This is a genomic window from Amycolatopsis acididurans (assembly GCF_012328925.1).
GTDB classification, from domain to species: domain Bacteria; phylum Actinomycetota; class Actinomycetes; order Mycobacteriales; family Pseudonocardiaceae; genus Amycolatopsis_E; species Amycolatopsis_E acididurans.
The window spans coordinates 14207-26081 of record NZ_JAAXLS010000009.1 but is presented as its reverse complement, the minus strand read 5'-3'; the positions used below and the strand labels follow the sequence as shown (position 1 = coordinate 26081).

At 69.0% G+C, this 11875-nt stretch carries 12 protein-coding genes; 5 read left to right on the top strand and 7 right to left on the bottom strand.

What is annotated here, in order from left to right; genetic code table 11:
• Entirely contained in the window at positions 1-1809 is a 1809-nt protein-coding gene (locus HFP15_RS15625) for a complex I subunit 5 family protein (protein ID WP_168516115.1), read from the top strand.
• 4 nt (positions 1810-1813) lie between these two features.
• Here the strand turns inward: HFP15_RS15625 and HFP15_RS15620 are convergent, their stop codons facing one another.
• Entirely contained in the window at positions 1814-2176 is a 363-nt protein-coding gene (locus HFP15_RS15620; protein WP_168516113.1) for a hypothetical protein, read from the bottom strand.
• 92 nt (positions 2177-2268) lie between these two features.
• Between HFP15_RS15620 and HFP15_RS15615 the strand changes: the two genes are divergently transcribed.
• Complete coding sequence (locus HFP15_RS15615; protein WP_312871604.1) at positions 2269-3375, top strand: CapA family protein; 1107 nt, start codon at positions 2269-2271, stop codon at positions 3373-3375.
• Here the strand turns inward: HFP15_RS15615 and HFP15_RS15610 are convergent.
• Positions 3356-3907, bottom strand: a complete 552-nt coding sequence (locus HFP15_RS15610) for an MBL fold metallo-hydrolase (protein WP_210717322.1) — start codon at positions 3905-3907, stop codon at positions 3356-3358. The genes HFP15_RS15615 and HFP15_RS15610 overlap by 20 nt on opposite strands.
• A 74-nt stretch (positions 3908-3981) precedes the next feature.
• A complete protein-coding gene (locus HFP15_RS15605; protein ID WP_168516112.1) occupies positions 3982-4251 on the bottom strand; it encodes a DUF1918 domain-containing protein in 270 nt (89 codons plus the stop codon).
• A 299-nt stretch (positions 4252-4550) separates the two neighbouring features.
• On the opposite strand from HFP15_RS15605, the gene HFP15_RS15600 reads away from it, so the two are divergent.
• On the top strand, positions 4551-5888 hold the full coding sequence (locus tag HFP15_RS15600) for a phosphoribosyltransferase family protein (protein WP_168516110.1): 1338 nt from the start codon (positions 4551-4553) through the stop codon (positions 5886-5888).
• A 33-nt stretch (positions 5889-5921) separates the two neighbouring features.
• Here HFP15_RS15600 and HFP15_RS15595 read toward each other — a convergent pair whose 3' ends face one another.
• Both HFP15_RS15595 and HFP15_RS15590 read right to left on the bottom strand, forming a co-directional pair.
• A complete protein-coding gene (locus HFP15_RS15595; RefSeq protein WP_168516108.1) occupies positions 5922-6350 on the bottom strand; it encodes a CBS domain-containing protein in 429 nt (142 codons plus the stop codon).
• Positions 6351-6568: 218 nt separating this feature from the next.
• Complete coding sequence (locus HFP15_RS15590) at positions 6569-6967, bottom strand: CBS domain-containing protein (RefSeq protein ID WP_168516106.1); 399 nt, start codon at positions 6965-6967, stop codon at positions 6569-6571.
• Positions 6968-7163: 196 nt separating this feature from the next.
• Between HFP15_RS15590 and HFP15_RS15585 the strand changes: the two genes are divergently transcribed.
• Positions 7164-8255 carry a baeRF3 domain-containing protein gene (locus HFP15_RS15585; RefSeq protein ID WP_168516104.1) on the top strand — a complete coding sequence of 364 codons (1092 nt, stop codon included), beginning with the start codon at positions 7164-7166 and terminating at the stop codon, positions 8253-8255.
• Between the two features lie 78 nt (positions 8256-8333).
• On the opposite strand, the gene HFP15_RS15580 is transcribed toward HFP15_RS15585, so the two are convergent.
• Together HFP15_RS15580 and HFP15_RS15575 are read right to left on the bottom strand one after the other, a co-directional pair.
• Complete coding sequence (locus HFP15_RS15580; RefSeq protein WP_168516102.1) at positions 8334-9029, bottom strand: GntR family transcriptional regulator; 696 nt, start codon at positions 9027-9029, stop codon at positions 8334-8336.
• Positions 9030-9034: 5 nt separating this feature from the next.
• Positions 9035-9553 (bottom strand): VOC family protein, encoded by a 519-nt coding sequence (locus HFP15_RS15575; RefSeq protein WP_168516100.1) that lies wholly within the window; start codon positions 9551-9553, stop codon positions 9035-9037.
• Positions 9554-9696: 143 nt separating this feature from the next.
• Between HFP15_RS15575 and HFP15_RS15570 the strand changes: the two genes are divergently transcribed.
• Positions 9697-11874 (top strand): alpha-ketoacid dehydrogenase subunit alpha/beta, encoded by a 2178-nt coding sequence (locus HFP15_RS15570; protein WP_168516098.1) that lies wholly within the window; start codon positions 9697-9699, stop codon positions 11872-11874.
• The last annotated feature ends 1 nt before the right edge of the window (position 11875 follow it).

Genomic DNA, 11875 nt, shown 5'->3' with positions numbered 1-11875 from the left:
ATGATCCCGGCCGCGGCGCTGTCGCCGGTGCTCATCGCCGCGCCGGTCGGCGGCGCCTGCCTCCTGCTCGCCGGCAACCGGTGGCTGCCGCGCGTCGCGATCGACACGATCGCCTTGCTGTTCGCGCTGGGCAACGTCGCTTCGGGGGTGATGCTGGTTCGCGCGACCGGCGACGGCCGGGTGGTGACCTGGTCGGGGGGCTGGCGGCCGCGGCCGGGCCTGACCGTGGGGATCGTGCTCGAGGCGGACCGCGCGTCAGCCTCCCTCGCCGTGTTGATCGGGGCACTCGCCGCCGCCGCACTGCTGTTCGGCTGGCGCTACTTCGACGACGTCCACGCCCACTATCACGCCCTGTTGCTGCTGTTCGTCTCCGGGATGACGGGGTTCGCGCTCACCGGCGACCTGTTCGACATGTTCGTGTTCTTCGAGCTCATGGGCGCGAGTGCCTACGCGCTCGCGGCGTTCAAGATCGAGGAGCCGGAGTCGGTGCAGGGCGGGCTGAACTTCGCCGTCATCAACTCGCTCGGCGGCTATCTCGGCTTGACCGGCATCGGGTTGCTCTATTCCAGGACCGGCCAACTGGGACTCCCGCAACTCGCGGTGGCGCTGACCGGTCACCGCAGCGATGCACTCGTGCTCGCCGCGTTCGTCCTGATCGCGACCGGCTGGCTGGTCAAGGCCGCGGCCGTACCGTTTCATTTCTGGCTCGCCGACGCGCACGCGGTCGCACCGTCACCGGTGTGCGTGCTGTTCTCCGGGGTGATGGCGCCACTCGGGGTGTACGGGCTGGCCCGGCTGTACTGGACGGTGTTTCACGACCTGCTGCCGGCGGCCGCGATGCACCGGATGCTGTTGGTGCTGGGGGTGGCGACCGCCGTCGTCGGCGCGGTGATGTGTCTGACGCAGCGGCACGTCAAGCGGTTGCTCGCGTATTCGACGATTGCCCACAGTGGACTGTTCCTCCTCGGGCTTGCCGCGCTGAGCCCGATCGGGCTGGCCGGTGCCGGGCTCTACCTCGGCGGGCACGCCGCGGTGAAGGGCGCTCTGTTCCTGCTCGCGGGCACGCTGCTCAACCGGTTCCGCAGTATCGACGAGGTGAGCCTGCACGGCCGGGGCGGCGACCGGCGGCTCAACGGCTCGCTGTTCGTCGTCGGCGCGCTCGCGCTGGCCGGGCTGCCGCCGTTCGGTACCGGTCTGGGCAAGGCGCTGGTCGAGGAGGCCGGTGGTCACGAGTGGCTCACCGCGGTGGTGGTGGCGGTGTCCGCCGCGACCGGCGGCGCGGTGCTGCGCGTCGCGCTGCGGGTGTACTTCGGCCTCGGACCCGCGCCCGAGCCGGCGGCATCCGGCGAGACGGTCAGCGGGCGCCGCGAGGAGCCTGACGAACGACCGCCGACCAAGCACACTCCGATCCCCGTCATCGCCGCGATCGTTCTGCTTCTCCTCGGCGGTCTCGTGCTCGGAAGCATGCCCGCGCTCGCGCGAGCGGCGGCACGGGCCGCCGTCACCTTCGCCGACGGGCACGCGTATGTGGCGCAAGCATTCGGCACTGCGGTCGCGGGCACAGGCGAGATTCCGGACGCAGGCTGGACGCTGTCCGGCGTCGTCCTCGATCTCGTCTCCACCGGACTGGCTGTCGGCGCGGCGCTGCTCGCGATCTACGGGCTCCCGTCGCAGTCGCGGCGCGCACCTCGCCCGACCTCGGCCGTCGTCGCCGCGCTGCACCGGCTGCACTCCGGGCATCTGGGCGACTACACCGCCTGGCTCGTATTCGGTTCCGCCACGCTCGCCGGACTACTTGTCCTCGGCTGAGCTGTCAGTCGGCTCGCCGCTGGTGGTCGAGGTCCACGACGGTGGCGGTGCGCTGCTGGTCCTCCAGGGAGATCACGCCCTCGGCGTCGCTGCCCACCGGTTTGGCCGCGCCTTCCAGTATCTCGCCCAGCGCCCGCGCCGCCTTGGGTAGCGCGGTGTCGGTGAGCGCCTTGAACGCCGGGACGGCGGCGATGAAAGCGGCCAGCGGTGGCTCGATCAAGCCGACCCCGACCGCGACAGCCAGGCCACCGAAGTACCCCACGGAGCGGGGCACGTCGATCTTCAGCCTGCCCACCTCCACGGCCAGCACCTTGCCCGGCTCGCCGAGGCGGACCTCGATCCCGCTGCTGCTCGTTGACACGGCCACCGTTACCTCCCGGGAATCGCTTCCTGCTGGGTTGGACATACCCACGTTCCCGGTAATCTGCACTCGGCATCACCGTGCGGATCGGGAGCCACGTGAGTACGCAGACCGTCTTTCTGGGTGGGGACGTCATGACCGGTCGCGGGATCGATCAGATACTCCCGCATCCCGGTGACCCGGCCCTGCGCGAACCGAGCGTGACCGACGCGCGTACCTATGTGAACCTCGCCGATCTGGCCGGTGGTTCCTTCCGGCGACCGGTCGGCTTCGGCTGGCCGTGGGGTGACGCGCTGGCGGTGCTGGACGACTACGCGCCCGACATCCGGTTGTTCAACCTCGAGACCGCGATCACCGCCGGCGGCCGGTTCGCACACGGCAAGGCCGTGCACTACCGGATGCACCCCGGCAACCTGCCGTGCCTCACCCTGGTGCGGCCGGACGTGTGCGTTCTTGCCAACAACCACGTCCTGGACTTCGGTCCGCGGGGCCTTGCCGACACGCTCGACACGGTGGCCGCGGCCGGGATCGCCGCTGTGGGTGTGGGACGGGATGTCGAACAGGCTCATCGCCCGGTGGTCCTGCCCCTCCCGTCCGGCGGGCGCGTGCTGATCGCCGCGGGCGGGATGGCCTCCAGCGGAATTCCGCGTGACTGGGCCGCGACGGCGAACCGGCCGGGTGTGGCCTTGGTCCCCGACCTCTCGCACCGCAGTGCCGATGCCCTGGCGGAACGGGCGTTGGTGCGGAAACGAAAGGGTGATCTCGCGGTGGTGTCCCTGCATTGGGGCTCCAACTGGGGTTACACCGTCGCCTCCGATCAGGTGCGGTTCGCGCGCCGGCTGGTCGACGCCGGCGTCGACCTGGTGCACGGCCACTCTTCTCACCATCCACGCCCGATCGAGGTATACCGCGGGAAACTGATCCTCTACGGCTGCGGAGACCTGATCAACGACTACGAAGGCATCAGAGGTTTTCAGGCCTATCGCGGTGAGTTGCGGCTGCTGTACTTCGCCACATTCGACCGGGGCGAGGGCACTCTCGCCGCCCTGCGCATGGTGGCGATGGAAACGAAGAAGCTGCGGCTGCGGCACGTATCGTGCGACGACGCGGAATGGCTGCGGTCGTCGCTGGAACACATCAGCCTGCGGTTCGGAACCCGGGTCGGCCGGGAGCCGGACGGCACGCTCAGCGTGCGTATCGCATGAGCTGTTTGCAGCGCAGCCGGAACACCGCGCCGTCTTCGCCCCACTCGCCGAACGCTGGGCGCTCGCCGCGATCGATCGCGCGGATACTGGGCCTGCCGATGTGCGCGAAGACCAGCCGCCGCACGCCCACGCGGCATGCGGCGGCGGAAACGTCCCGCACGCAGGCGTGCCCACCGACCCCGCCGGCGAAACCGATCGGCCGGCGCCACCCCGCGGCGTCGGCGAACATCAGATCCACACCACGCACCCACTCCGGAAACACCCAGAACTCCGGCGCCCAGGCGGCGCGCTGACGGCCGGTGTCGATCAGGTAGCCCACTGTCGGGTGTGAGGTGTGGCGGACGGGCCGTGACCGCACTTCGACTCCGTCCGCCTCGAAGGAGCCGACGGTGGGCTCGACGCCGAGGCCGCCGGCTCGCCTGCGGATCTCCGGCATGAGTTCCGCACGGCCGTCGCTGACCAGCCACGCATCCAGCGGCGGGCCCGGATCGCGGCGCCCCCGCCGTCCAGCGCCACCCGGTGCCCGTTCCACGAGACCAGCAGGCCGGCGGGACGGTAGCGCGGCGAATTCATCGCCCCGGCACCGAGCAGCACCAGACGCGGCATTCACTCGCTTTTCATGTGGTGCGTGATCGCTGTCTGCACCGACGCGAACCGGGCACGATCTCGCTCGTCGGCCGCTTTCTGCTCCGCGGGAGTGACCACGACCGCGTCCGCGCCGGGGAACACCGTCGCCACGTGCCCGCTGGTCAGCCATCGCACCACATACGGTGGCGAACCATCAACCGAGTGCACCTCGGTGATCAGCCCGCGCTGATCCGGCTGCTCGACCGTCGCCCCCTTGATCACCAGCCAGTCACCAACCTTGGCCTTCATCCTCGGCTCCTTCCCTTGATGTCGGGTTCGATCCCGCGGGAGGCGTGAGGTCCGCAATGGACAGTCGACATCGGACTGTTCGCGCACCACCCGGCTCCACGGTGAACAACGCACCACCACCCTGCGGCGCTTGCGCTGGTGAAGCTCCTCATTCACTCTCGCCGCCCCAGCCGCCCCGGAACTAGCGACCAAAGTCCTCGAAACCACGACGGTCGCCTCTGTGAAACGGTCGTGCTGGAACCGCAGGCTCGGCACTGCCGGCTCCCGCCGAGGGGCCGGGCGTGGATGGGAGGCTGACGATGCCGTTCGCCGATCGCACCGATGCGGGACGTCAGCTGGGGGAGCGGCTCCGGGCATTCCGGGACGAGGACGTGGTGGTGCTGGGGCTGCCCCGGGGTGGTGTTCCGGTGGCGTTCCAGGTGGCGCGGGCGCTGGACGCCCGGCTCGACGTGATCGTCGTGCGCAAGCTCGGCGTGCCCCACCAGCCAGAGCTGGCGCTGGGCGCCATCGGCGAAGGCCACGTCCGCGTCGTCAACGAGGAAGTGATGCGGCGGGCGCACGTGAGTGACGGGGAACTGGCCGCCGTCGAAAGCGCCGAGCGCGGTGAGTTACGCCGGCGGGTGGAGAAATTTCGCGCCGGCCGGGAGAGGGTTTCGCTGAGCGGCCGGACGGTGCTCATCGTCGACGACGGGGTGGCCACCGGATCCACCGCGCGCGCCGCCTGCCAGGTCGCGCGAGCGCAGGGCGCGAAGCGCGTGATCCTGGCCGTGCCCGTGGGCGCCCTCGACGCGATCAGGTCGCTGCGCCATGACGCCGACGAGGTGGTCTGCCTGGAAACGCCGGCCTGGTTCATGGCCGTCGGCCAGTGGTATCGCGATTTCCGGCAGACTTCCGACACCGAGGTCGCCGACCTGCTTCGCCGCGCGGCGCGGCGGATCCCGGCGGCGGCGGTCGCGGCGGCCGCGGATCCGCCGATCCGGGACGGCGAGGTCGCGGTGATGGCCGGACGGGTACGGCTGGCGGGGCACCTCACCATTCCCGAAAACCCGCTCGGCATGGTCGTGTTCGCCCACGGCAGCGGCAGCAGCCGGCACAGCCCCCGCAACCGGCATGTCGCCGCGGCCCTCAACAAGGCCCGGCTCGGCACGTTGCTGTTCGATCTGCTCACCCCGCGCGAAGAACTCGTCCGCGCCCGTGTCTTCGACATCGAGTTGCTCGCCGACCGGCTCGTCGAGGTCACGCGGTGGCTGAAAACCCAGCCGGACGCGGCGTCGCTCACGGTCGGATACTTCGGGGCCAGCACCGGAGCCGGGGCGGCGCTGTGGGCCGCGGCCGATCCCGCGGTCGACATCCACGCCGTCGTGTCACGCGGCGGCAGGCCCGATCTGGCGGCGCGACGCCTTCCGTACGTGACCGCACCGACCCTGCTGATCGTGGGTGGTCAGGACGAGATCGTGCTCGACCTCAACCAGCGCGCCCAAGCCGCGATGCATTGCGACTGCGAGCTGGCGGTCGTGCCTGGCGCTACCCATCTGTTTCCGGAACCGGGAGCGCTGGACGAGGTCGCCGCACTTGCCCGCGACTGGTTCGTCCGGCATCTCAGCTCGCTGACGCGGCGCTTTCCAGGGGCGGTGTGATCTCACCGTCGATGGGGGCCGTGTTCCCGCCGGCTACTTCCGGGCTGTCCCGGCGCAGATGGCTTCGACGAACCGGCCCACGGTGTTTTCGGGCAGGTGGCGGGCGAGGTCGGCCTCGCTGATCATGCCGACAAGGCGGTGGCCCTCGAGCACCGGCACGCGCCGGACCTGGTGCCGCTCCATGACGTCGAGGACGTCCTCGATCGGCGCGTCGGTGTGCACGAGGTACGGAACGCCCTGGGCCAGCTGGCCCGCGGTCATCGTGTGCGGGTCACCGTCGGCCGCGATGCATTTGATCACGATGTCGCGGTCGGTGATGATGCCGTGCAGGCGGTCGTCGTCGCCGCAGATCGGGAGTGCGCCGACGCCGAGTTCGCGCATCCGCTGCGCGGCGGCGTACAGCGTGTCGTGCTCGGCGATGCAGGTTGCGCCGGTGTGCATGATGTCTCGTGCGAGCGCCATGTGTTCTCTCCTGTCTTGTGCCGCGGGCTGACACGAAAAGACCCGTCCGAGGGCGGATACCCCGTCTTGTGACGGTGGGTCAATCCAGGCTCGCAAGCCTCGATCATGAGTCCAGCACCCCGGACGGGTCACCGGGTTTCCCCGGCTGTTTCAGGATGGCGCCTCACCGTCCACACTGTCACGAGTCGAAAGTCCCCGATTTCACCATGACTGTCGGCTCATCGCGACCAGCCCGCCTGCTCGCCGTGGAGGTCGGCGCGGAACAGATCCCGCCAGCTGATCATTCCCACGACATGAGCGTTCCGGGTGACCGGCAGGCATCGTTCGCCCGTTTCGGCCAGTGCCGTGGCCACCGCGGTGACATCGCCGTCCACCGGAATCGTGGTGTGCGGATCACTCATGACCGTGACGATGTTGGCGTCCTCGGGCCGGGTGTGTTGCCCGAACCGCGCGCGTCCGAGGTGCGCTTCGGTCACGATGCCGACCAGCCTGCCGTCGTCGGCCACGACCGGCAGTGTCGTGTAGCCGCGCGACACCATGACGGTGGCCGCGGCGGCGATGGTCGCCGTCGCGGGCAACGCGATGACTGGGGTGCTCATGATGTCGGCCACCTGCATGATTCGCCTCCTTGTCAGGACCTGTCCCAGTTTCACCTCCTCACGCGGTCCGTCCGAGAGGAGAAGGTCCTTGGCGCAAGGTGATCCCAGCCGCCTACTCCGGTGTGTGAAGCGGGACTTTCGCCTCTGTTCGCACCATCGGGATCGCGCGGACGGTTCAGGAGTCCGCATTACCACGCCCGCGAAGGGAGCCGTCGTGGACTCGTTCTCCCACCAGGACCTCGACGGGCTGCTCCGGCAGCCGCGCTCACCGTCTGTGTCGCTGTACCTGCCGACGCATCCGGCGGATCCGGAGACGCAGCAGGACTCTCTCGAGCTGACCAACGCGATCCACCGCGCTGAGGCCGACCTGATGCGCGACGGGCTGCGGCGGCCGGCGGCACGAGACATCCTGCGGCCGGCGCATGCTCTCGTCCAGGACGAGCGCTTCTGGCGGGATCGCGGTGAGGGCCTGGCACTGTTTCTCCGTGCCGGCTGGTGGCGTGCGTTCCGGCTGCCGTTGTCCTTCGACGAACTGATCACGGTCTCCGACCGTTTCCACGTGTATCCGCTGCTGCCGCTGCTGAGTGGGGACGCCAGCTTCTTCGTGCTCGCGCTCAGCGAGAACGAAGCACAGCTCTACCGGGGCAGCCGGTCCGGCATGCATGCGGTGCCCGTGCCCGACCTGCCGCACGGGGTCGCGGACGCGCTCCGATACGACGAAACGCTCGAGCCGCGAGGCCAGCACCTCGGCACCAAGGTCGGGGCCAGGACAGGCGCGGTCGTGCACGGGCAAGGAATCGGCCGCGAACTGCAGAAGGAGCGCCTCGAGCGGTATCTGCACGCGGTCAGTCACGCCGTCGACCGGATCCTGGCACAGCAGGGTTGCCCGCTTGTGCTGGCCGGGGTCGACCAGATCCGTGCGGCCTTCCGCGAGATCACCCGGTACCCGCACGTCCTGGACACGGGGATCACCGGTAGCCCGGACCGGGTGTCGCCGGCACAGTTGCACGCGCGCGCCTGGACACTGGCCGAGCCGGCAGCGGTCGGCGGCAGGACCGACGCCGCCGCCCGGTACAGGCAGCTGGCCGGTACCGGCGTGGCATCCGCGGACGTCCCCGACGTCATCGCGGCAGCCGAAACCGGCCGCGTCGAAGCCCTGTTCCTGCCGGACAAGCCACCCGCACACGACTTCGAAGGACTCGAATCGGCCGCGATCCACACGCTCCGCGCCGACGGAACCGTCTACGCGGTCCCCTCCGCCGATGTCCCGGGCCGCGGGCCCGTTGCCGCGGTATTCCGTTACTGAGCAGAAATCGTCCAAGATCGGCGTTTCCGGCGCGGCAGGCCGGGCCGGCGGCGAACCCGGCTGCGCGTCATAGCGTGCTCAGCGCGCGGGCCGGAAGATGTCGGGGTGGGTGGCCAGGTCGATGCGTGTACGGCGGATGTGGCCGCGCAACGTGTTGACCGCGCCGTCGGTGTCGCGGCGTTCGATGGCGTCCAGGATCAGGCGGTGTTCGGCGTTGACGATCCACATGCGTTCGGCCCCGGACAGTTCGACGAAGGCGCGCCGATAGTGCTGCGAGGTGTTCCACAGCCGCACCACCATCGATGCCAGCGGTTCGACGGTGCATGCGGTGTAGCTGCCGAGGTGGAAATCGCGGTCGAGTTCGAGGAAGCGTTGGATATCTCCGTCGGCGCCGGCGTTGTCCTCGATCTGCGCCTGGATGCCCGCGAGCCGCGCCACCGCGTCGGCGTCGAGCGCGGGGACGCTCTCGGCCAGCGCCAGGGCTTCCAGCGATTCGCGCATCCGGTAGACCACGTCGACTTCGCGGGCGTCGAGAAACGGCACCCTGGAGCCTTTGTTGGTTTCGGTTTCGGTCAGGCCTTCGGCGTCGAGCATCCGCAGCGCCTCGCGTACCGGCAGCCTGCTGATCCCGAATCGATCAGCGATCTCTTCCTGACGGATCCGCTCCCCAGGACCGATCGCGCCGGAGAGGATGGCGCCGCGCAGGTAGTCGGCGACACGCTCACTTGCCGCGCCGGCCGGGGCTGCGTGCGAGTTGGCGGAGGCTGAGCTCATGGCCCTCAGTATGGCCGAAAGAAGGCCCTGCCCTGGGGGTACGACACCAACTCGAACTGCATACCCCAGGGCGCAAGGAAGTACACCCACCGCTGGCCCTCGTGCGGGCCTGTGCTCGCCGTGGGCTCGCCCAGGACGGTGACCTGGTGGGCGCGCAGATGCTCGACGGCCGCGTCGAGGTCGTCGACATACAGCGCGATGTGGTGGCCACCGATGTCGCTGTTGCGGGGCGGAGTGCTGTTCTGGTCGGGCGATTGGTACTCGAAGACCTCGAGCACGGCGGCGTCACCGCAGCGGAAGAAGTGCAGTGCAGGGACGACGGCGCGAGGGTGGACGTTGAGGTGCTCGCTCATCCAGGTGCCTTCGTCGTCCTGCAGCGGGCCCAGCGCGTACAGGTACTCGCAGCCCAGCACGTCGACGAGGAACGTGGTCGCTTCGGCGAGGTCGGGCACAGTGATGCCGACGTGGTCGAAACGGCGGAGTCCCGGCAGGCCACGCGTCGTCGGGGATGTCGGACTAACCATGGTTGCTCCTAGCAAAATGGCGCCATTTATGTCTCAAAAGAGACGATAGTTCCTGTAAGTGACCGGAAACAGTCTTGAAATGGATCCATTAAGCGGGTTATGGTGCCACCGCTGCCTCAGCCGGAAGCTTGGGAGAAACACACGTGAGTACGCACAGACCGCTGCAGCCGGCCTCCCCATGGGTGGAGGTCGCCTCGACGCCTGAGGACTGGGACGCCGCCGATCCCGAGCTGCTGAAGAACATGCTCAGCCAGTTGATCCTGATCCGGGGGTTCGAGGAATACGTCCTCGAGTTGGCCGGGCAGGGACTCATTCACGGGCCGGCGCACTCGTCGATCGGCCAGGAGGGCGGCGCGGTCGGTTCGGTGCTCGCGCTGCGCAGCGCCGACTCGGTCAATGGATCCCATCGTGGCCACCACCAGTTCCTGGCCAAGGCGCTGCACCACGTCGCGCCCACGGGTATCGACCCCGGCGAGGAGTTCTCCGGCGAGATCCGCACGGTCCTTCTGCGCAGCCTGGCCGAGATCTGCGGGCTGTCCCGCGGGTTCTGCCGCGGCCGCGGCGGATCGATGCACCTGCAGTGGCGTGAGGCCGGTGCGATCGGCACCAACGCGATCGTCGGCGGTGGAGTGCCGTTGGCCGCGGGGTATGCGTGGGCGAACCGCCACAGCGGCAGCGACGCGGTGGCGGTCACCTACTTCGGGGACGGGGCGATCAACATCGGCTCCACGCTGGAGACGATGAACCTGGCGTCGGCGTGGAAGCTGCCGCTGTGCTTCTTCATCGAGAACAACCGGTACGCGGTGTCGACCAATGTCGAGGAGTCCACCGGCGAACCACGGCTGTCCGCGCGGGGCCTCGGTTTCAACATCGCCAGCTGGAAGGTCGACGGGATGGACGTGCTGGCCACCCATCTGGCGATGCGGGAAGCCTGTGCGTACATGCGCGCGGGTAACGGCCCGGCCATCGTCGAAGCCGACGTCTACCGCTACTTCCACCAGAACGGTGCGTTTCCCGGGAGCGCCTTCGGCTACCGCGGCAAAGACGAGGAAAAGGCCTACCGCGACCGCGATCCGATCGGGCAGCTGTCCGGCCATCTGGAACGCCGCAAGATCCTCGACGCAGGCGTCGTCGAGAAGGCCATCGGCCGGGTCAAGACGACGATGGCCGAGCTGGGGGACATGCTCCTCGAACCGGTACCCGGTGGCAAACCAGGCAAGCGGCGGATCAAACCCGGGGAATGGCCCGACCCGGACTTCGCCGACGTCGGCGTGCGCGGAGACCTCTCGGAGTTCGGCGACCTCGCCTTCGTCGACCGGGACACCTTCACCGGCGCGACGACGGAGTCCAAGTTCGTCGAATCGATCGCGGCCGTGCTGAACCGGCGCATGGAGACCGACCCGTCGGTCGTCGTCATGGGCGAGGACATCCACCGGCTCAACGGCGGCACCAATGGCGCCACCCGTGGACTGTCCGAACGCTTTCCCGGCCGTACTCTGGGCACACCGATCAGTGAGAACGCCTTCACCGGTCTGGGCGGCGGGATGGCTCTGGACGGCCGCTACAAGCCGATCGTCGAGTTCATGTACGCCGACTTCATGTGGGTGGCCGCCGACCAGCTCTTCAATCAGGTCGGCAAGGCCCGGCACATGTTCGGCGGCGACAACGACGTGCCGTTGGTGCTGCGCACCAAGGTCGCCATGGGCACCGGGTACGGCTCCCAGCACTCGATGGATCCTGCCGGGGTGTTCGCCACCCAACCGGGCTGGCGCATCGTGGCACCGTCGACGTCCTTCGACTACGTCGGCCTGATGAACACGGCACTGACCTGTAAAGACCCCGTCGTGGTCCTCGAGCACGTCGATCTGTACAACCGCAAGAGCGAAGCCCCCGCCGAGGATTTCGACTATCACCTGCCGGTCGGCAAGGCCGCGCTGCGGCACAGCGGCGCGGCGGTCACGGTGATCTCGTATCTGGCGATGACGGGCTTCTGTCTGGAGGCGATCACCGAGGGTGGCTACGATGCCGACCTGATCGACCTGCGCTGGCTGGACCGCGCGTCGCTGGACTGGGACACCATCGAGACCAGTGTGCGCAAAACCAACCGCGTCGTCATCGCCGAACAAGGCGCCGCGGGCACCTCCTACGGCGGCTGGCTGGCCGACGAAATCCAGCGTCGCCTGTTCGACTGGCTCGATCACCCCGTCGAGAGGGTCACGGGTGGGGAAGCCGCACCCAGCATCAGCAAGGTCCTCGAACGCGCCGCCATCGCGCAGACCGACGAGATCGCCGCCAAACTCGCCGAAGTCACGGAGGCCTGAC